This is a genomic window from Paraburkholderia steynii, from assembly GCF_900100565.1.
Classification (GTDB): domain Bacteria; phylum Pseudomonadota; class Gammaproteobacteria; order Burkholderiales; family Burkholderiaceae; genus Paraburkholderia; species Paraburkholderia terrae.
The window spans coordinates 22,672-42,462 of the sequence record NZ_FNDI01000002.1 but is presented as its reverse complement, the minus strand read 5'-3'; the positions used below and the strand labels follow the sequence as shown (position 1 = coordinate 42,462).

Below are 19,791 nucleotides of genomic sequence, written 5' to 3'. Positions count from 1 at the left end.
GCCAGTTTTAACCGCCCCTTTCAGGGGCGGCTTTTTTTCTTTTGGACAAGCAACCGATAACTGGATGAGGTATCTCGAAGATGAACGCAGACTTTAAAGCGCGCGGCGCGAAGTTGAGGCTGACTCAGATCGTTGCGTCGGTGTTGACGCTCACCGCATTCACCTGGGAACTCCCGCCGTCGTACGCAGCGACTGCCCCTGTGCCCACGACGCAGGCTGACTGGCCACGCAACTTTGAGGCGAGTGGCGAGCATGTTGAGATGTATCAGCCACAAATCGAGAAGTGGGACGGCAATCGCATCTCGGGGCGCGCCGCAGTTGCCGTCGGCAAGGAAAACGGAACGCCGACCTTCGGCGTCGCGCATTTCTCCGCCAATGCCTATATCGACAAGCCATCGGGGCTGGTCAATCTCACTGCTATCCAGATCAATAGCGTCGAAGTTCCAACCGACGCAAACCTCGCTGACAGCGTTCGTCGATCGTTGCTCGCGCGGCTGCCGGCAACGGGCATGAGCGTGCCGCTCGACGAACTGCAGACGAGCTACGCGGCATCGCAAGAGCTGTCGCAAACGATGCGCATGCCGGTGAAAAACGACCCGCCACAAATCGTGTTCGCCACGCAGCCTACCGTGCTCGTGCTGGTCGACGGCGCGCCTGCGTGGCAAAACGTCGGACGCACGGGCTTCCAGCGCGCGCTGAACAGCCGCGCGCTGCTGATGCGTGATGCAGACGGCACGCTGTATCTGCATGCGGCCGGCTACTGGTTCAACGCGCGCGATACGAACGGACCATGGAGCGTCCTCGCAACGCCGTCGCATACGCTCGCGGATGCCGCGAAGCAGTCGTCCGCAAAAAACGCCGCCGACCCGATGCTGCCCGCCAGCGGCAAGCCCGCTGCACAGGCGCCCGCCCTGCTGGTCGCGACGCGTCCGGCGGAACTGATCGTGACGGACGGTCCCGCGCAGCTGAAGCCCGTCGACGGCACGGGACTGCTGACCGTCACCAATACCGATCACGCCGTGTTCGTGAATCCCACGACGAACCAGTACTACGTGCTCGTGTCGGGGCGCTGGTTCGAGGCCACGACGACGAACGGCCCCTGGACTTACGTCCCGGGCAATCAGCTTCCTGCAGACTTCGCGAAGATTTCTCCGAACGATCCGAAGGCCAATGTGCTGGTGTCCGTTCCGGGTACGCCTCAAGCGCGAGAGGCAGCGATCGCTGCCTCCATTCCACAGACGGCCTCGATATCCCGTCAGAAAGCCTCCACCAAAGTTTCGTACGATGGCGCGCCGCGCTTCGAGCCGATCGCGGGCACGCCGCTGCGGTATGCGGTCAATACGGCAACGCCCGTCATCGAAGTCGACTCGACGCATTACTACGCCGTAGCTAACGGCGTCTGGTTCGTCTCGATTTCGCCGATGGGCGGCTGGACCGTCGCAACCGAGGTCCCGCCCGTGATCTACACGATTCCCATCAGCGCGCCGCTGCACTACGTGACGTATGTCCACATCTATTCGGTGACGCCGGATACCGTCGTCGTCGGCTATACGCCGGGGTATCTCGGGGTCGTCGTCGATACGCAAGGCACGGTCGTCTATGGCACGGGTTATGTGTATCCGCCGTATGTCGGCGCGTATTACTACGGCTACCCGCAGACGTATGGATACGGCGCGAGTTTCGCGCTGGGCGCGGCAGAGGGCTTTGCGTTCGGCTTTGCAGCGGGAGCCATCTGGGGATGTGCGTCGCCTTACTGGGGACCGTACTGGGGCGGCGGATACTGGGGCGGCGGCTGGAACAACGTGAACATCAACCAGGCGAATTTCTACGGCCGCTGGGGCCAGGGCACCGTGACGCACACGGCAGGCTGGAATGCATGGACGGGTACGCAATGGCGGGGCACGGCGGGCGCTGGTTATAACCCCGCCACGGGCGCGCACTTTCAGGGCGCGCGCGGGGCCGCGTTCAATCCGTACTCGGGCAACTATGCAGCCGGCCGGCAAGGCTCGTTCGCCAATCCCGTCACCGGGCGAGAAGGCGCGGGTCGCGGCGGTATCGTCGGCAACCAGTACAACGGCAACTATGCGGCTGGCCGTCAGGTCGCCGGTTACAACGCCCGCACGGGCCGCGCTGGCGCTGCTGAGTTCGGCGTTTCCGGCAACGCGCAGACGGGGCAATACCAGACCGCCAGCAAAGGCATCGTGACCAACCAGTCGCGCGGCAATGCCGTTGCGTGGAACAACGGGGACGTCTACGCGGGACACGACGGCAATGTCTATCGTCGATCGGACGGCGGGTCGTGGGAGCAGCACACGTCTAACGGCTGGCAATCGGCCCAACCGGACCAAAGGACAGGCAGCGATCTCGACCAGCAGCGTGACGCGCGCACGACGGGCGAGCAGCGCTTCAGCCAGCATGCCGGCGGATTCGGCGGAGGCGACGGATTTGGCGGTCAGCACTTCGGAGGCGGGGGTAACGGATTCAGCGGCGCGCATTTCGGCGGCGGCGGATTCCGCGGCGGGCGGCGCTGAGCGGTACGCGGGCGGCACTGCGGCGCTTCGGGCGTGGGCGCGCGCATAACGCGCCTCGCCCGCTGCATCAGCAGTCGGGACATGGTTCACGCAGTGCCGCATGATAGAGTTTGCTGAACGCGTCACCGTCGGGCGTCTCTTCGCGGACACGCCCGCTCCCAGCACCTGATCCGTCACTGCGAGGCCGAGCATGGAGACGAAACTGACCGCCCACCTGCCCACCGTCGATATAGAAATTACGCGACGCAAACTGCCCGACCGCAATGCAGAGAGCGTCGCGATTCACATTACCGCCGTACCATCGGTCGAAGCCGCCGCGCGGTGGTTTCTGCAACCGGATCTTTTCTCCCTCGCGTCGCCGCTGTCGATGTTCTCGATGTGGTCGATGTGGATGCGCGCGTGGCAGCCGTGGCTCCCGTCGATTGCTCTGCCCACTCAGCCGTCTGAGGAAGCTGAAAAGCGGCTCACGGATGACGCGGCATCCGCGCCGCGCGGTTGAACTGTCGCGCGTCGCCGCGTCTCTGATGCGGCATTGGCGGATTCCACGCGAGGAGGATCGAACATGCGAGCAATGGTTTTCGACGGATCGAGTCCCACGCTGGCCGAACGCGAGTTGCCCCAGCGAGCGCCATCAGCGGGAGAGTTGCTGATCGACGTGCTGGCATGCGGCGTGTGCCGGACCGATCTGCATGTCGTGGATGGCGAATTGAGCGAGCCGAAACGGCCCGTGATTCCGGGGCATGAGATCGTCGGCCGGGTCGCGGCGCGCGGCGGCGACGTGACGACATTCGATATCGGCGACCGTGTCGGCGTACCGTGGCTCGGCAGCACGTGCGGCGTCTGTCCGTATTGTGCGAGCAGCCGCGAGAACCTCTGCGACGCGCCCGGTTTCACCGGCTATACGATCGACGGCGGCTATGCCGAGCAGGTGATCGCCGATCACCGTTATTGTCTGCCGTTGCCCGAGCGCTACGATGACGCGCAAGCTGCCCCGCTGCTGTGCGCCGGTCTCATCGGCTACCGGACGCTCAGCATGGCGGGCGACGCGAAGCGCATCGGCATCTATGGCTTCGGCGCGGCGGCGCACATCGTCGCGCAGGTCGCGCGTCATCAGGGCCGCGCGGTGTACGCTTTCACGAGACCAGGCGACGATACTGCACAACAACTCGCGCGCAGGCTCGGCGCGACATGGGCAGGCGGCAGCGATGATGCGCCGCCCGAACCGCTCGATGCCGCGCTGATCTTCGCGCCCGTCGGCGCGCTCGTGCCGGCCGCGCTGAAGGCGGTCGTCAAGGGCGGTATCGTCGTGTGCGGCGGCATTCACATGAGCGACATTCCCGCGTTTCCGTATGCGTTCTTGTGGGGCGAGCGCCGCGTCGTATCGGTTGCGAACCTGACGCGCGCCGACGGCGCAGCGTTCATGAAGATCGCCGGTGACACGCAACTCGATATCGAAGTGACGCGCTATCTGCTCGCTGACGCGAACCGCGCGCTCGACGATCTGCGCAGCGGGCGGCTGTCGGGCGCGGCGGTGTTGATGATGCGCTGAATGCGGAGTGTTCGAACGCCATCAGAAGATCGACCGACCTGTGCAGGTGGTCAACCACTCGTCCGGCGGGCGATCGCCGATCGTTCTACTCTTTGTATAGCGCGCGACTTCCGGTGACTGGACTAAGGCAAAATAAACGCGGAAGTCACGCGCGACCGGCGGCATCGCGCCGCTTGCGTTGCGCCAATCGGACGCGTGGAGATGCGCTATGGAAAAGCTCCTGAGAAACCGCTCGACGCTTGCAGCGTTGGCGCTCCTGCTGACTGGATGTGCCGCCGCCGGCGCGCCACAAAGCGGCCCACATCTGAGCCCAACAGAGTGCCGTGACCTTGCCGCGCTTAGAACCAACGCGCCTCCGACGAGGGCGCAACAACAAAGCGAGCTCTCGGCCCTGAGGAAAGCGGGCTACAACCCGTCACCGTGGAACGACGACCCAAAGTTCCCCGAGAACCTACACGCCGCGCAGCGCCTGGTCGACCATTGGTTCGAAACCGAGTGCAAGCAGCTTCAACCCGGGTGAGCAGCCCCGCAGTCACTACGGACCTTCTCTGACTCAGCGCGCGGCAATTGTGCGTCGCATTGCAGCGCAGCGCTGTGCCGCCAACGACCCGGTGGCCACCCATCGCTGCATGCATCGCGTTTCCTTCCGGCATCCGTTGAACAGTATGCATGCTGCGTGTGCGTCACGACACATCAGCGTCTGCGCCTTCCCGAAAGTGCGGGAGAGAGGCAAGCTGCCCATTGCCAAACGGACCTCTCTGAACTATGTTCCAGCGGACGCGGCCAACTATTTCGGGAAGGATCGCAGAATGCTCACAAGACTAAAAGCGACGTTCCGCTACTTCAACAGCGTTGTCCCGTTCCGACTTGGTCCCGCGCTGATCACAACGGCCGTGCTGGTAACCCTGCTGCTGCTACCTGTGCCCGAGGGGCTGAAGCCCAAGGCTTGGGGCCTCGTTGCGATATTTCTGACAACAATCGTTGCGATTATTTTGAAGGTCATGCCGATCGGGGTCATGGCGGTGATGGCGATCGTCGTCCTCTCGCTGTCACAGGTGACCTCGACCTCGTCCAAGGGGGCGATCGCCGATGCGCTGACCGCCTTCGACAGTCCGCTGATCTGGTTGATCGTGGTGGCCATCCTGATCTCCCGCGGGCTGAAGAAGACCGGCCTGGGCAGTCGCATCGGCCTGATATTCATCTCACTGATCGGCAAGCGCACGGTAGGCATCGGCTATGGCCTGGCCGTCTGTGAACTGGTGCTCGCGCCGTTCACACCGAGCAATACCGCGCGCGGTGGCGGCATCGTGCATCCGATCATGAAGTCGATCGCCAACGCTTTCGACTCGGATCCCGCCAAGGGCACCGAGGGCAAGGTCGGCACCTACCTGGCGATGGTCAACTATCACGCCAACCCGATCACCTCGGCGATGTTTTTGACCGCCACCGCGCCCAATCCGCTGGTGGTGGATTACATCGCCAAGGCGACCAATCAGAGCCTGCATCTGACCTGGACGAGCTGGGCGCTATGCATGATGCTGCCCGGCCTGCTATGCATGCTGGTCATGCCACTTGTGATCTATGTGCTGGCGCCGCCGCAACTCCATGCCACCCCCAATGCGGTAGCGTATGCCCGCGCCGAACTGACGAAGATGGGCCCCATGTCGCCGAAGGAAATGGTCATGTTGGGGACCTTCGCGCTGCTACTGCTGCTGTGGGCCGACGTGCCGGCGATGGTGTTCGGTCCGTCGTTCATCCTGGATCCGACAGTGGTCGCCTTCGTCGGCCTGTTCCTGCTGATCATCACCGGCACCATTGACTGGGACGATGTGCTGTCGGAGAAGAGCGCCTGGGACACGCTGGTGTGGTTTGGTGCGCTGATCATGCTCGCCGAGCAACTGAACAAGCAAGGCGTGATCACCTGGTTCTCGGAAGCCATGAAGAGCGCGATCGTTGCCAGCGGCATCGGCTGGGGCGCCACTGCCGCGATCCTGGTACTGGCCTTCGTTTTGTCACACTACCTGTTCGCCAGCACGACGGCGCACATCAGTGCGATGATGCTCGCCTTCCTGACGGTCGGCGTCCATCTGATACCACCCGAGTATGTGGCGCCGTTCATGCTGATGATGGCGGCCGGCTCGGCGATCATGATGACGCTGACCCACTATGCGACGGGCACCTCGCCGATCATCTTCGGTAGCGGCTATGTCACGATGGGAACCTGGTGGCGCGTCGGCTTTGTGATGTGTGTGGTGGAGTTGCTGATCTTCGCGGTGGTCGGCAGCCTCTGGTGGAAGATGCTTGGCTTCTGGTGAAGCAGTAGCCCGTTCTGCTTCCGCCTGCTGACCGCGACGACGCGATGCGTCTGGAACAATTAGAAGGTGATGCGAGGCTCGCCAGTTCGTGGCGGCATATTGCCCCTGTCGGAGAGTCCTTGCTCGCTGAATCAAGGGGCAGATTGAAGAGTCAAAGCAACACACCAGGTTACAAGAGCATTGACTAGATTTAATCATTGGCGATCGTGCATGGATCGGTGTGAAAGCAGCAGCATATACAGAAAGTACGCTCTGAAAATACCAGCGTTGCACTAATCGCTCTAAGCCTTTAACCGCGGGGGTTTCGATGCCCGACTACCACTGCGGATTCACTACCACCCGCCTTCCTTTTCCATCACTGACACGGTATCGGCTAGAGTTCCATCTGTGATGCAGGTCCTATTGGAGAAGACATGCGCGACAACCTGATTCCCGTCATCGTTAGCCGGAAATGGCAAATTGCCAACGGGTACCATGCCGTTGAACTTCGTACGACGTCAAAATCGGCGCTTCCGCCGTTTAACGATGGGTCGTGTGTCACACTCTGCCTGAATAGCACTGGGGACAACGAAAGGATTTATCCCTTGCTCGGTGTTTCGTCCCTGTCAGATGGTTACGTGGTTGGCACGAGACAAGATGGTGATGGCAGAACGGGTAGTCTGCTATCCCGGTTTCCGTTGAATGAACGAGACGAAGTGTTTGTCGGCTCTCCCCAAAGCCCGCCGACAATTTTGGACGATCGTGCGCGATCTATCCTGTTTGCTGGCGGAATAGGCGCAGCATCGATCGTGGGAATCGCGAAGCGGCTTGCATCGGCGGGTCAAAGGTTCGAGGTACACAACTTCGCCCGATCGGCCGACCGCGCAGTTCTTCGAGAAGAATTTGACGCGCTTCGAAGTCACGGTAAGGTCTATCACCATTTCGGCCTGTCCGATGATCTATTTGCGCAGAAGAGTTCCCACGCAATGAGTCCGACTCATGCCAACACACAGATTTACTGCAGCGGCCCCCCTGCTTTCATGGATCTCATTGAGCGCCAGGCCCGCGAATGGGTGTATGCAGCGAACGTTCATAAAATTGCCCTTGGCGACCAAACGGCATGCTAAGCGGCAGTGTGACGGCACGGTGACTGAGGCACGTTCTCCGCAGGTGATGCACATTCGCTCATCGGTCTTGCAAGCCGCCCGCCGTCCGCTGCCTGACGACGACGCGAAGCGGTCCCCCGAACCACTGCGGCCCTAACGGCGGCTTTCAACCGCAGAGCGGTCGTCATAGAGCGCGACGACGTTCGCAAAATCTAGCAGCCGCGATCGCGCTTCTCGATGAATTTATCAGCGAGATTGGAGAATTCTCGCGCCTGTTTCACTGGCCGGTGCGTTGCGGCACCTTCGCCAGCAGGATATTGAGCCCCTCGGAGATCAAGGGATGCGCAATGATCGCATCGCGCACGGCGGTATACGGCAATCCGCCGAGCATCGCCATTTGCACCGCGGTCACCACGTCGCCTGCGTTGGTGCCCAGCATCGCAAAGCCAAGGATATCGTCCGACTTCGCGTCGATAAGCATCTTCATAAAGCCCTTCGTCGCGCCATTCGTACGTGCCCGCGGCACTGCCGCCATCGGCAGCTTCGCAACACGCACCGCTATCCCCCGCGCTTTTGCATCGGCTTCACTGAGACCTATACGACCGAGTTCGGGCTCGATGAAAAGCGCATACGGAATGAAGCGGTCGCGGGTCGTCACGTTTCCGCCAGCAAGCTGGGAGCGCAAGACGCGGTAGTCGTCAAATGATGCATGCGTGAACATCGGTGTGCCTGCCACCTCGCCGATCGCCCATGTGCGCTCGGCTGTCGTCGCGAGACGTTCGTCCGTTTTGATGAAGCCGCGCACGTCGACTTCGACTCCCGCGGCGTCGAGACCGATGTCGGCCGTGACAGGCGTGCGACCAGTTGCGACCAGGATATGACTGCCGTTCACCGTGCTGCCGTCCTGCAGCGCAACCGTCACTGACTGTCCCGACTTGCCCGTCACGTTGACGGGTTTCGCGCCGGTTCTGATATCGATGCCCTCCTCCTTCAACGCGGCTTCGATCGCCTGAGTGACGTCCTCGTCTTCACGCATCGCCACGCGTGGCGCGTCCTGCAACAACGTGACGTTGCTGCCCAGTCTGCGGAATGCCTGTGCCATCTCCAGTCCAATATATCCCCCGCCGAGCACGATCAGGCTCTCGGGTAGCCTCGTCAGCACCAGCGCTTCGACATGCGTCAGCGGTCCAGCAGCCTTCAACCCCGGCACATCGGGGATCGCGGCCGTCGTGCCCGTGTTGATGAATGCATGTTCGCCTTCGATCACTCGCAGATTGCCGTCATTCGTTTTCACTTCGAGCCGGCGCGGTCCGACAAAGCGGCCCGTGCCCAACACGAATTCAAGGCCAGAGTCACGAAACGCATTGCGATTGATCTCCACCATACCGTCTACCACGGCCTTCACACGCTCCGAGACTTTCGCCATGTCGACGGCCGCACCAGCATGCCGATGCAGGAGGTGTTCAGTGCGCGCGGTCTGGATCAGCGTCTTGGTCGGAATGCACGCCACGTTGATGCACGAACCGCCGATCATGCCTCGCTCGATCACTGCAACCTTGCGGCCCGCCTGCGCGAGTTCAATCGCCAGTGTCTTTCCGCCCTTGCCACCGCCAAGAAACACATATTCGAAATACTCGATCGTTGCCATCGCGGAGTTCCTTTTTATTCGTCGATTAAAATTGCCCGGTATGGGCAGCACCTTGAAAGTCGGCAATAGACGCCGCGTGCGTTGCACGCCAATCCATTCACGACGCTTATGCTTGAGCGACCGCTCGCTCCAGATGACGATGAATCTGCGCAACGACGGCGGCACCGTCTCCCACCGCCGCTGCAACCCGTTTGGTCGAGCCGGATCGGACATCCCCCGCGCAGAACACGCCAGGCACACTTGTTTCGTGCTCCTGCAACCCAGATCCGGCGGCATCGCCTGTACGCACGAAGCCGTTCTGGTCGACAGCGACGACGCAGCCGACAAGCCACGACGTGTTGGGCGAAGCACCCGTAAACAGGAACACGTGTTCTGCCAATACGATCGATCGTTGGGTCCCGCTTAAAAGCTCTACTTCTTCTAGCGTCCTGTCACCCCTAAGCGCGGTAATCTGTGTGCCGTATGTCACATCGACATTGTCCAGCGCGGCAATACGATCGATAAGATACTGCGACATACTGGCTTTCAGACTGTTTCCTCGTATCAGCATACGAACTCGCCGCGCACGCGACGCGAGGTACACGGCGGCTTGTCCCGCGGAGTTTCCGCCGCCAACCAATAATACGTCTTGCCCTGCGCAAAGCTTTGCCTCGACGGGTGAAGCCCAATAATATGTCCCTCGTCCCTCGAAGCGTTCCAAGCCCTGAATGTCTGGCTTGCGGTACGACGCGCCTGATGCGATAACGATAGTTCTCGACCGAATGGTCACGGCGGAGGACAAGCGCAGCGTGAACGGCGTCGTGCCGCAATCAAGACTTTCCGCCTGAGCAGGAATTGCTACGTCGGCGCCAAATTTTTGTGCCTGCACGTATGCGCGCCCGGTGAGCGCATGCCCGGAAATCCCTGTTGGGAATCCAAAGAAATTTTCAATGCGAGCACTGGCGCCTGCCTGTCCGCCAGGCGCATTATGATCGAGCACTATAACTCGCAACCCCTCGGACGCAGCGTAGACGGCCGTCGCCAGACCCGCCGGACCAGCTCCCACGATTGCAACGTCATAAACGTACTCCGGATCGAAATCGGGTAGCCAGCCTAAAGCCGTGGCAAGCTCGGCTTCATCAGGCGCTCGTAAAATCGTCCCGTTCGGATGCAGCACGAGCGGGTAGTCTGAGTCGTCGCGAACCCACTTTGCTACGTAACAGGCAGTCTCGTCGTTTTCTGACGAGGCGCCGATGACGGCATGGGGAACGTTGTTCCGTCGCAGGAAACTTTGCAGCGCGTGGAGGCGGGCGTTATGCGGTTGACTTACTACGACGATTCCATTGCCTCGCTCGATGAGCGCGACCCGTCGAAGGATAAGAGCCCGCATAATGCGCTCGCCCAGTTCCGCTTCGGCGATCAGAAGCGCGCGGAGTTGCTCAGGGACAATATGAATTGCCGATACGTCCCCGACAGCATCGCCGTCTACTATGGATCGTCCTCCCGATAGCTGCCCAACTTCCGCAACGAAGTGTCCTGGACCATTCTCGCTAACGACAGCATGACGCCCGAATGCGTCGCGGCTACTCACGCGGATCATCCCGCGCAACACCACGCACATCCCAAATCCTGGCGCACCGACTTCAAAAATCCGTTCCGATGTCCACGAACGAACAACGCCGTATTGACGTACTCGTGCTATTTCAGCATCGGTCAGCTGCGGATACTTCTGTTCATAACGGTCAGTAGCTGGCGCTAGCCATGTCGAGCTGGTCATTTGCGTTTCTGCGGTTACGTAAGCGGTGGCATAGGTTCATGCACATGTATTGGGGTGTTCTTTACATCAACACGGAGCGCTGTCATGCCGGATGCGCGGCGCAACACTCACGGCAAAGCGGTATGACGTTATGCGGCGGCTCTCTCGGGCTGTGTAGAAGCGAATGTCGCAATCACATCCGACGCGAGAATCATGCGACGCCAGTTCGCCGGGACGAGCGTCATGCTGCGTCGAGGGCGAAACACTTCGTCGCCCCGAACGATGGGGCGCCCCGAGAGCGCGCAAAAACCATCATCCCGTGCCAGACCCAGACGCCAGATCTGCTCTGCGTAATGTCCGGTCTGGGAATCGCTCCAGTAGATACTAAGCGTATGGGCCGATAGTATTTCTTGCACGACAATCCGGGCTGGCAGCGGGATCCATTCGGCCCGGTGATTCTTTTGCGCAGCCGGCAACCTTTCCCGACGCATCTTTTCTTTGAACGAGCTCTCCACAGGCGGAGTCGGGAACAAAGGCGTCGGAGAAAGCAAACTTAGCAGCGCCCGCTCGATAATCTGGCCGTCGTCCGACGGTGATGCCGCAATAGACGTTGGCATGTTCATAAGATAAAACTGCCGGTGGTTGATAACGCGTTAGAAAACGGCGCGGGAGCCGCAACTGATCAATGTCGAAGGTTCTGTTGGCGCGAGCGTACTTTGTGCATCCGGTTGATTTGCGTTCCTCCGGCGCCGCACTTTTGATTGACGAACTTATTTCTGGAGATGTGTCATGGATTAACGAAATTTTCACGCGATACTGGTTCGAAACTGTTATCCACTGCCTAAATCCGGTTCTGAATAACGCAATATCGGCATTTACCTTTTCGAATACGGTTCACAGGCGCTCATCATCCACGCCACACGCATTTTTTTCCAACGACATTTATACTCACCTTTTCGGACATGACGGCTGGCGGAATTAATGCATCGAATTGGCTACTTCTTGACGAATGACTTCCAGGTTATGGCCATCGGGACCCAGACCGTATTCGAAATCGCCAACATCGTCGCGCGCGAGCCTGTTTATCATGTGACGAATTACTCGCTCCAGGGCGGAGAAATTCGCTCGTCGCTTGGTGTCTCTGTCATCACAAAGCGGGCCGATTCGAACGCGACTGCGGACACATGGATGATTAGCGGCGTGGCCAATCCAACCGGCCGCGCCACGACTGCTGAAGAAATCAGGTTCATCAGCGACGCGTCCGCACGCTCGCGGCGCACGGCAGGCCTTTGTACGGGCGCGTTCGTTCTGGCTGAAGCCGGGCTTCTCGACGGCAAGCGCGCAACCACGCACTGGGCGTTCGCAGACGCCTTGCAAGCACGCTGGCCACGCATTCAGGTCGAAGCCGACCGCATCTTTATTGTCGATGGTGCGATATGGACGTCAGCGGGGTTGACGGCGGCGATGGACCTGGCGCTTGGCCTGGTGGAAAAGGATCTCGGTGCGGACTTCGCGATCAGGGTGGCGCGTGCGATGGTCATGCCTCATAGACGCTCAGGCGGACAGTCGCAGCACTCTGAAATGTTGGCGCTTGCACCGAAGTCGGATCGAATCCAGATGGCGCTTGAACATGCACGCCTTAATTTATCCAAGCCCCTTCGCGTCGACGATCTTGCGAAGGCGGCACATCTCAGCAGCCGACAATTTACGCGTATTTTTCTTTCCGAGACCGGGGAATCTCCCGCCAAGGCAATCGAGCGTCTTCGTCTCGAAGCGGCAAGAAATCTGATTGAGCGTGGCCGTCATTCGCTTGAAACCATCGCTCGCGAAACAGGGTTTCGTGACAGGCGTCACCTCCGGGACGTTTTTACCCGGGCCTATCAAATGACTCCGCAGTCGTTGAGGCGAGAGTCTCGTAATGTGACCCAAAATGAATGCCTGATCGACGATTAGTACATTGATGACGTATCGCCGCAGGCACCGCGGCTTTTCGTAACTTCTATAGTCGTTGCAACGAGATGGATTTCGTGCCGGCCTGGTCGGTTTCGGATTGAAGCCGACCGACTGCCTCACCCATTCTCCCACTTCGCGATTCATTCTCTCTATAGCTCGCACCACCAGTGTGCGCTTCTACCTGCTCGTTATTGCGCCGCCTGACATTCAACGCGAGGCTGGCCATCTCCGCTTTAAAAATGTCCTAAAACATGACCTTAAACGTCATTTGAGCAGGTGGCCTTCGGCACCACAATTCACTCCCACACAATTGTCTTCGACACGGAGTGACATGATGACGCAAGCACACTTGGGCACAGCGCTGATTACAGGCGCATCGTCTGGCATCGGTGCGGTGTACGCCGAGCGCCTCGCGCGACGCGGCTATGAGCTCATACTCGTTGCGCGCAACCGTGAGCGCCTCGCCGCGCTTGCCAGCCGCATCACGACGCAAACGCAACGCAGCGTCGAAATTCTCGCCGCAGACCTTGGTACCAAGGATGGCCTTTCGATCGTCGAGGCGAAGCTAAAGCAGGACGCGACGATCACCCTGCTGGTGAATAACGCGGGCGTCGGCACCCACACGCCTCTTGCGGACAGTGACGTCGATGCGATGTCGCGCATGATCGATCTCAACGTGACGGCCCTGATGCGCCTCACCTACGCCGCCGTACCCGGCTTTCTGTCGCGCGGCAAAGGAGCCCTCATCAATATCTCGTCGATCGTCGCAATTGCGCCGGAAGCACTCAATGGCGTCTATGGCGGCAGCAAGGCGTTCGTGCTGGCATTCAGCCAGTCTCTGCATCACGAGCTAGCCAGCAAAGGCATTCATATCCAGGCCGTTCTGCCGGGCGCGACAGCGACCGATTTCTGGCAGACGGGTGGCCTGCCGCTCGAAAATCTCGACAAGTCGATCGTGATGTCCGCTGAAAACATGGTCGATGCCGCGCTAGTTGGGTTTGATCGGGGCGAGCTTGTGACGATTCCTTCGCTACATGACATCGTGAAATGGGACGGATACGAAAGCGCGCGGCGCGCGATGTCTTCCCTGTTGTCGACCAATGTTCCGGCGCCACGCTACACAGCCACACATTGACATTCACCTCGGATACATAGTCATCTCAAAGGAATTGTGAGCATGAAACTCTCGGGCAACACGATATTCATTACGGGCGGCACGTCGGGCATCGGCCGTTCGCTTGCAGAAGCTTTTCACAAGCGCGGCAACAAGGTCATCATCGCGGGGCGCCGCAAGGCCTTGCTGGACGAAGTCGCAAAGGCGAATCCGGGCATCGACACGATCGAACTCGACATCGCCGATGGCGCACAGATCCAGCAGGTCGCGCGGCAGCTGATCGCGAAGTACCCGACGCTCAACGTCGTCATCAACAACGCCGGTATCATGCCGTTCGACGATGCGGGCGGCGCACTCGACGACGCGCAAGCCGTCCACCTGATCAACACGAACCTGCTCGGGCCTGTACGGCTGAGCGCGGCATTCGTCGAGCATCTGAAGCAACAACCGGAGTCGTACATCATCAACAACAGTTCGGTGCTCGCCTACGTGCCGCTCGCCACCACTGCGCTCTACTCGGCGACGAAGGCCGCGCTGCATTCGTACTCGATGTCGCAGCGTTTCATGCTGCGCGACACCAGCGTTCGCGTGCTCGAAATCACGCCGCCTTGGGTCGATACCGATCTCGTCCACAAGAGCGGCGACCCGCGCGCGATGCCGCTCGACGCGTTCATCGCAGAGACAATGGACAAGCTCGCCACGGCTACGACCGAAGTGGTCGTCAGCGTCGCGCAGCCGCTGCGCGACAACGCGGGCCCCAATGAGCACGCGTTTGTCGACCAGTTCAACCTCTCACTGCGCGACAACCCAATCCCCGTCGCCTGAGGCTCGGGCCGCCCTTCCGGTCCAGTTCGCCCAGAAACGGTGCGATTTCAAAACGTTCGGTTTAGCGGGGATGATCGTCGGCGTGATGGAGAAAACCATTTCGGACCCGCGGACCGACGTCACGAAAGCGGCCAGCTACACGCTGCTCGCGAACGGCTGATCGCCCATGCCACGCACACTGCGTCAAACGCTCGGCTTGCTGATCTTCGTCGTGGGCGCGCTTCGCCTCGCGGCGGATATCGTCCGGTATGCGCCCGGTGTCGGATTGCCGCGCACCCGAACCCTGGAACCATTCGAATGAACCCGCCATTTTCCGCGCCGACCAGACGCGCGCTTCGCACTCTCAGCCTCGCGTACTTTGTCCAAGTACCCGACAATTCGGACGCATTTTTCTTTCCAAGACGGGCGAATCTCCGGCCAAAGCACTCGAGCGACTCCGTCTCGAAGCGGCGAGAAACATGATCGAACGTGGCCGTTATTTGCTTGAAACTATCGCGAGAGAAGTCGGACTTCGTGACGGACGCCCTATCCGGGAAGTTTTTGTTCGGGCGTTTGGAACGGCCCCGCAATCGTTGAGAAGTGAGGCGCGCAGTCTTCCGGCTGATGAGAATTTGGTCAACGGTTAGCAGGCGCGGCTCTCCGTTGTTGATCGACTCGGACCTTTTCACCCCAATTCACGATGGCTGCTCCCGTGCGTCAACCGGACACAGGAGTGGCATGTTGCTTTGCTGACCCAATTACCTATGCTCCTGGCCGAACCCGGGCTGACGTAAAACGGCCGCCGTGGTCGGCCATCGATCGGTGCGTCGGGCACCAGTCGACCCTGAACTACCAGTTGACGTACTTTATAGTGGACTTTCGAACCCATTGCGTCGAACAGGACTGACTAAGACTAAGTTACTCTATTGTTTCACCACGTCACTTTGAGCCGAACATGAACGTATCCGAACGCCTTGCACAAGCGGGCCTCAAATTGCCGCCGCCCATCGACCCGCTCGGCTCCTATCGAACGGTCTCCGTTTCGGGGAGTCAACTCTATGTCTCCGGTCTCGGGCCCTTCGAGGATGGCAAGCCAATCGTCGGAATAGTCGGCGGCGACGTGTCTCTGGAAAGGGCTCAGCACGCAGCACGTCTGACGATGCTCATGATCCTGGCCTGCGTCGATCAGGCATGCGGGCTCGACAACGTCGAGAGATGCAGCCGACTGACAGTCTACGTGCGTGCTGAACAGTCGTTCACCCAGCATCCGCAAGTAGCCAATGGCGCCAGTGACCTCTTGCTGACATTGTTTGGACAAGACAAGCTTCCGGCTCGAAGCGCGCTTGGCGTGCATACGTTGCCGATGGGCATCCCGGTTGAGATCGACAGCATCTTCGAATTGAAACGATGAAGATGGGCCGATTCACGCGATACCTCGCCCTGCGTGACAGTTAGGACCGTCCATTCGTGTCGGTCCTGTTTACAGATCGGGTACCGACGCGGGAGTGCAAAGTTTGAGTCAACCTTAATCGCGATTGTCGACGACCGCGCTGAATCACCGCAACCGCTCGTCGCTAACTTCAATCGGCGACAATGGGAAGCCACTTCACGTCGCCAATTGGCGCAGGTGAAAATGGGCGATATTGAGGTAATCTTTCACCGCTGACAGGGTTGACGGGATGGCGAGGCGCCGGGGTACCCCCTCATCGCTCGCCTGGCAATCAATCGCGAGATCGCCACCGCCAGTCTCTCGTTACCGGACTGCATGCGTGTCGCCCTACGTTGTCAAAGGATCACTGTTTATGCGCGCGAATGGCATCGCTTACAACCGATTCGATGTTGCCGGGCTGCCACTTCAGCAGCAACTTCTGGCTTATTGGGAACAGCTTGGCCAGGTTATCGAGGTAGTGCCGTCGCATGAGCAGCTCCGACAGCCCTTTATCTGCATTAACGACCGTTACGATATCGGCGAATTCCGCATGAGCGACACCTATACGGATGATGTCGTGATCGAGCGCACCATCGCCCGCATTTCGCGCGATGCCGCGCGTGGCATCGGTTTTACGATTTTCCTGGATGGTGAAAACCATTCGGCAATGACGCACGCCACGAAGCGTGAGTACACCGTGTTGGGGGGCAGCGTATTTGCCACGGATCTCGATCAACCCATACGCCTGGCACGCCACGCGTGCCGGTACATCACGCTTGTTGTGCCCCGCAACCAACTGGAGCACGTATTCGCTGACCCGGGAGCAATACACGGCCGCATGCTCGAACCAAACAAGCATGGCACGCGGCTTATCGTCCAGCGCGCCAGGATGCTTGTCGAGAACTTCCGGTACATGCTGTTCGAGGACGCTCGTCGCGGGGTCACCGACCTCGTTCAACTGATTGCGGCCGCATTCGGGGAAGAAGCTGGTTTGAGCGGCAGCAAGCGAGCCATTAGCCGTGCGCTGATGTTCGAAGCTGCACGACGGCATGTTCGCGCCAACCTGCATGAGTCGGGGCTATCGCCCGAGAGCGTAATCGAATCGTTGGGGCTTCCGCGCAGCACGATTTATCGGCTGTTCGAACATGAAGGCGGGCTTGGTGCTTACATCCGTCATCTTCGTTTGCGCGCCGCCGCGGACGATCTCGTTCGGTTTCCAAAGGTCCCTATCAAGGACATTGGCTATTCAGTCGGCTTCAAAAGCGCATCCGACTTTGCGCGGGCCTTTCGGCGCACCTACGAGATGACGCCCCAGGAAATGCGTCTGAACGACTACCGATATCGTCATGCCGAACAGCCGTAACCCGGCATACTAGCGCCTGCCCAGAGAGTACGGCGGGGAAGCAATGGCCGTTGTCCGTTGTCTCCCCGCTGATTGCACGCAGCGAACAGAGCGACCGACGACAATGCGTAAGCGTTGCCCCAGCACCGTCTAGACCGATAGTGCCAAAGTGGACACAGTAGGCCCCACCAAACGAGTGGTGGAGACTACTTTGGCACCTGAGATTGCGACAGCATCGAGACGGACACGTAGAGGCACCCCCAACCACCCCATCGAGTTTCGGCGAGAACTCGCAAAGCTGGCCTGTGAACCAGGTGTCTCGGTCGCACGACTGGCTCTCGAACACGGGCTCAATACGAATCTGTTGTTCAAATGGCGTCGAGCCTATCAGGCTGGGCAGTATGAACCGGCGACACTGTTGCCCGTAGAAGTGGTGCACGAGGAACGCACGATTGAGAACGCGGCTGTGTTGCCCGTTCAGTCGCGGAGCAAGGCTCAACCGATCATCGCGGGTGTGATTGAGATTAGCGTCGGCATCGCACGCGTGCGTATCGAGGGCACGCCCGACGCAGCCACGCTGCGTGTTGTGTTGCGTACGTTGCGTGCCGCTGCGGAGGCTGAAACGTGATTGGTCTTCCTGTCGGCACGCGTGTGTGGCTGGCTGCCGGTGTGACAGACATGCGTGCATGACGCGCGCGAACCCACTTCCCGACGATGTCGAAACGCTGAAGGCCATGCTGCTCAGCCAGGAAGCGGCACTGCGCGAGCGCGACGCACAAGTGCTCAAACTGCAAGAAACGGTCGACTCGCAACAAGCCGCGTTAGCTTCGCGCGCAGCGGAAGTCGAACACCTCAAGCTGCTCATTGCCAAGCTGCGCCGTATGCAATTTGGTCGCAAGTCGGAGAAGCTGGACCGTCAGATCGAGCAACTCGAATTGCGTCTCGAAGAGCTTGAGACCGACGAAGGCGCGGCACCGGTCGAAATCCCGAAGACGCCGCGCACGGCCGTCGAACAGGCCCCGCGCAAGCCACTGCCCGAACATCTGCCGCGTGATATCCAGACACACTTGCCCGAATCCGCCGGGAAGTGCACGCAGTGTGGTGGCCTGATGAAGTCGCTGGGCGAAGACGTCGCCGAACAGCTTGAGTACGTACCGGCAAGCTTCCGGGTCATCCGTCATGTGCGCCCGAAGTTTGCGTGCGTGTGTTGCGACCACATCTCTCAGGCGCCTGCACCGAGCCGTCCCATCGAACGCGGTCTCGCCGGCCCAGGACTGCTGGCACATGTCCTGGTCTCGAAGTTCGCAGATCACTTGCCGCTTTACCGACAGTCGGTCATGTACGCGCGGGAAGGCGTCGAGCTTGATCGCTCGCTGCTCGCGAAGTGGGTCGGGCACGCGGCGACGCTGCTGCAGCCGCTCGTTGAAACTCTGCGTCGTCACGTGATGTCGGCGACGAAACTGCATGCGGACGACACACCGGTTCCCGTGCTTGCACCGGGCAATGGCAAGACGAAGACCGGCCGCTTGTGGGTGTACTTGCGCGATGATCGTGCGTCGGCCGACATGACGCCGCCAGCGGTCTGGTTTGCCTAACGCCGGATCGCAAGGGCATCCATCGGCAGCAGCACCTCGAGTCATTCAACGGTACGCTGCAAGCCGACGCATATGGTGGTTACCAGGCTATCTACCAAACAGGGCGCGTCACGGAGGCGGCTTGCTGGGCGCACGCCCGACGACAGTTCTATGAATTACACGCAGCGCGCCCCAATGCGTTGAACACTGAAGCACTCGAACGTGTCGGTGCGCTATACAGGATTGAGGAAGCGATCCGGGGCAAACCGCCCGACGAGCGCCGTGCGCATCGCCAGGAACATGCGCGGCCGCTGCTCGATCGGTTCCATGCGTGGCTCACCACGACGCTGGAAACGCTCTCGCGCAAATCGGATACGAGTCAGGCGATCCTCTATGCGCTGAACCGGTGGGAAGCGCTCACGCGCTATTGCGATGACGGCCAGCTCGAAATCGACAATCTGCCAGTCGAGCGCGCGCTACGCGGGGTGGCCATCGGTCGGCGTAACTATCTGTTTGCTGGAGCAGACTCTGGAGGCGAACGTGCCGCTGCCATCTACAGCCTCGTTGGCACCGCAAAACTCAATGGCATTGATCCTGAGGCGTATCTGCGCTACGTGCTAGCACGCATCGCCGACCATGCGATTGACCGCATCGACGAACTCGCCCCGTGGGTCGTCGCCGATCAGTTCCGCAGCGCAGTCTGAAGATCGCG

17 protein-coding genes and 1 pseudogene are annotated in these 19,791 nt (G+C 60.2%); 15 read left to right on the top strand and 3 right to left on the bottom strand.

Features of this window, described 5'->3' with window-relative positions:
- Window positions 1-80 precede the first annotated feature (80 nt).
- From BLT65_RS04100 to BLT65_RS04075, 6 genes are all read left to right on the top strand, one after another.
- The gene (locus BLT65_RS04100) at window positions 81-2,531 is read left to right on the top strand and encodes a carbohydrate-binding family V/XII (protein ID WP_091775048.1); all 2,451 of its coding nucleotides are present in this window, start codon (window positions 81-83) and stop codon (window positions 2,529-2,531) included.
- 190 nt (window positions 2,532-2,721) lie between these two features.
- Entirely contained in the window at window positions 2,722-3,030 is a 309-nt protein-coding gene (locus BLT65_RS04095; protein ID WP_091775045.1) for a hypothetical protein, read from the top strand.
- 63 nt (window positions 3,031-3,093) lie between these two features.
- Window positions 3,094-4,080 carry a zinc-dependent alcohol dehydrogenase family protein gene (locus BLT65_RS04090; RefSeq protein WP_091775042.1) on the top strand — a complete coding sequence of 329 codons (987 nt, stop codon included), beginning with the start codon at window positions 3,094-3,096 and terminating at the stop codon, window positions 4,078-4,080.
- 208 nt (window positions 4,081-4,288) lie between these two features.
- Window positions 4,289-4,600 (top strand): DUF4148 domain-containing protein, encoded by a 312-nt coding sequence (locus tag BLT65_RS04085; protein ID WP_091775039.1) that lies wholly within the window; start codon window positions 4,289-4,291, stop codon window positions 4,598-4,600.
- 289 nt (window positions 4,601-4,889) lie between these two features.
- Entirely contained in the window at window positions 4,890-6,395 is a 1,506-nt protein-coding gene (locus BLT65_RS04080) for a DASS family sodium-coupled anion symporter (protein ID WP_091775036.1), read from the top strand.
- A 413-nt stretch (window positions 6,396-6,808) separates the two neighbouring features.
- Window positions 6,809-7,501: a ferredoxin reductase domain-containing protein gene (locus BLT65_RS04075; protein WP_091775033.1), complete on the top strand. Its 693-nt coding sequence runs from the start codon at window positions 6,809-6,811 to the stop codon at window positions 7,499-7,501.
- Window positions 7,502-7,757: 256 nt separating this feature from the next.
- Here the strand turns inward: BLT65_RS04075 and BLT65_RS04070 are convergent, their stop codons facing one another.
- From BLT65_RS04070 to BLT65_RS04060, 3 genes are all read right to left on the bottom strand, one after another.
- A complete protein-coding gene (locus BLT65_RS04070) occupies window positions 7,758-9,128 on the bottom strand; it encodes an FAD-dependent oxidoreductase (protein WP_091775032.1) in 1,371 nt (456 codons plus the stop codon).
- A 106-nt stretch (window positions 9,129-9,234) separates the two neighbouring features.
- On the bottom strand, window positions 9,235-10,884 hold the full coding sequence (locus tag BLT65_RS04065; protein ID WP_091775031.1) for an FAD-dependent oxidoreductase: 1,650 nt from the start codon (window positions 10,882-10,884) through the stop codon (window positions 9,235-9,237).
- Window positions 10,885-11,012: 128 nt separating this feature from the next.
- Entirely contained in the window at window positions 11,013-11,354 is a 342-nt protein-coding gene (locus tag BLT65_RS04060) for a DUF3331 domain-containing protein (protein ID WP_244186434.1), read from the bottom strand.
- Between the two features lie 490 nt (window positions 11,355-11,844).
- Between BLT65_RS04060 and BLT65_RS04055 the strand changes: the two genes are divergently transcribed.
- From BLT65_RS04055 to tnpC, 9 genes and pseudogenes are all read left to right on the top strand, one after another.
- Window positions 11,845-12,816, top strand: a complete 972-nt coding sequence (locus BLT65_RS04055; protein ID WP_091775028.1) for a GlxA family transcriptional regulator — start codon at window positions 11,845-11,847, stop codon at window positions 12,814-12,816.
- A 334-nt stretch (window positions 12,817-13,150) separates the two neighbouring features.
- The gene (locus BLT65_RS04050) at window positions 13,151-13,951 is read left to right on the top strand and encodes an SDR family NAD(P)-dependent oxidoreductase (protein ID WP_091775025.1); all 801 of its coding nucleotides are present in this window, start codon (window positions 13,151-13,153) and stop codon (window positions 13,949-13,951) included.
- Window positions 13,952-13,993: 42 nt separating this feature from the next.
- The gene (locus BLT65_RS04045) at window positions 13,994-14,755 is read left to right on the top strand and encodes an SDR family oxidoreductase (RefSeq protein ID WP_091775022.1); all 762 of its coding nucleotides are present in this window, start codon (window positions 13,994-13,996) and stop codon (window positions 14,753-14,755) included.
- 166 nt (window positions 14,756-14,921) lie between these two features.
- The gene (locus BLT65_RS48375) at window positions 14,922-15,056 is read left to right on the top strand and encodes a hypothetical protein (RefSeq protein WP_279634443.1); all 135 of its coding nucleotides are present in this window, start codon (window positions 14,922-14,924) and stop codon (window positions 15,054-15,056) included.
- Window positions 15,004-15,381: a helix-turn-helix domain-containing protein gene (locus BLT65_RS04040; protein WP_341865823.1), complete on the top strand. Its 378-nt coding sequence runs from the start codon at window positions 15,004-15,006 to the stop codon at window positions 15,379-15,381. The genes BLT65_RS48375 and BLT65_RS04040 overlap by 53 nt, the downstream gene beginning before the upstream one ends.
- Before the next feature lie 308 nt (window positions 15,382-15,689).
- Window positions 15,690-16,145, top strand: coding sequence for a RidA family protein (locus tag BLT65_RS04035; RefSeq protein WP_042308706.1), 456 nt, complete (start codon window positions 15,690-15,692; stop codon window positions 16,143-16,145).
- Between the two features lie 358 nt (window positions 16,146-16,503).
- Complete coding sequence (locus BLT65_RS04030; protein WP_244186412.1) at window positions 16,504-17,526, top strand: helix-turn-helix domain-containing protein; 1,023 nt, start codon at window positions 16,504-16,506, stop codon at window positions 17,524-17,526.
- A 148-nt stretch (window positions 17,527-17,674) separates the two neighbouring features.
- Entirely contained in the window at window positions 17,675-18,133 is a 459-nt protein-coding gene (tnpA, locus tag BLT65_RS48660; RefSeq protein WP_425273100.1) for an IS66-like element accessory protein TnpA, read from the top strand.
- 58 nt (window positions 18,134-18,191) lie between these two features.
- Window positions 18,192-19,783: pseudogene (tnpC, locus tag BLT65_RS04020) on the top strand (IS66 family transposase).
- Window positions 19,784-19,791: the final 8 nt, after the last annotated feature.

Bases quoted from the DNA above. Each gene is read 5' to 3' on its own strand.
- BLT65_RS04090 (WP_091775042.1), top strand. From the start codon at position 3,094: ATGCGAGCAATGGTTTTCGACGGATCGAGTCCCACGCTGGCCGAACGC.
- BLT65_RS04100 (WP_091775048.1), top strand. From the start codon at position 81: ATGAACGCAGACTTTAAAGCGCGCGGCGCGAAGTTGAGGCTGACTCAG.
- BLT65_RS04050 (WP_091775025.1), top strand. From the start codon at position 13,151: ATGACGCAAGCACACTTGGGCACAGCGCTGATTACAGGCGCATCGTCT.
- BLT65_RS04035 (WP_042308706.1), top strand. From the start codon at position 15,690: ATGAACGTATCCGAACGCCTTGCACAAGCGGGCCTCAAATTGCCGCCG.
- BLT65_RS04055 (WP_091775028.1), top strand. From the start codon at position 11,845: ATGCATCGAATTGGCTACTTCTTGACGAATGACTTCCAGGTTATGGCC.
- BLT65_RS04075 (WP_091775033.1), top strand. From the start codon at position 6,809: ATGCGCGACAACCTGATTCCCGTCATCGTTAGCCGGAAATGGCAAATT.
- BLT65_RS04040 (WP_341865823.1), top strand. From the start codon at position 15,004: ATGCGCCCGGTGTCGGATTGCCGCGCACCCGAACCCTGGAACCATTCG.
- BLT65_RS04065 (WP_091775031.1), bottom strand. From the start codon at position 10,884: ATGACCAGCTCGACATGGCTAGCGCCAGCTACTGACCGTTATGAACAG.
- BLT65_RS04060 (WP_244186434.1), bottom strand. From the start codon at position 11,354: ATGCGTCGGGAAAGGTTGCCGGCTGCGCAAAAGAATCACCGGGCCGAA.
- BLT65_RS48375 (WP_279634443.1), top strand. From the start codon at position 14,922: ATGCCACGCACACTGCGTCAAACGCTCGGCTTGCTGATCTTCGTCGTG.
- BLT65_RS04080 (WP_091775036.1), top strand. From the start codon at position 4,890: ATGCTCACAAGACTAAAAGCGACGTTCCGCTACTTCAACAGCGTTGTC.
- BLT65_RS04045 (WP_091775022.1), top strand. From the start codon at position 13,994: ATGAAACTCTCGGGCAACACGATATTCATTACGGGCGGCACGTCGGGC.
- BLT65_RS04070 (WP_091775032.1), bottom strand. From the start codon at position 9,128: ATGGCAACGATCGAGTATTTCGAATATGTGTTTCTTGGCGGTGGCAAG.
- BLT65_RS04095 (WP_091775045.1), top strand. From the start codon at position 2,722: ATGGAGACGAAACTGACCGCCCACCTGCCCACCGTCGATATAGAAATT.
- BLT65_RS04085 (WP_091775039.1), top strand. From the start codon at position 4,289: ATGGAAAAGCTCCTGAGAAACCGCTCGACGCTTGCAGCGTTGGCGCTC.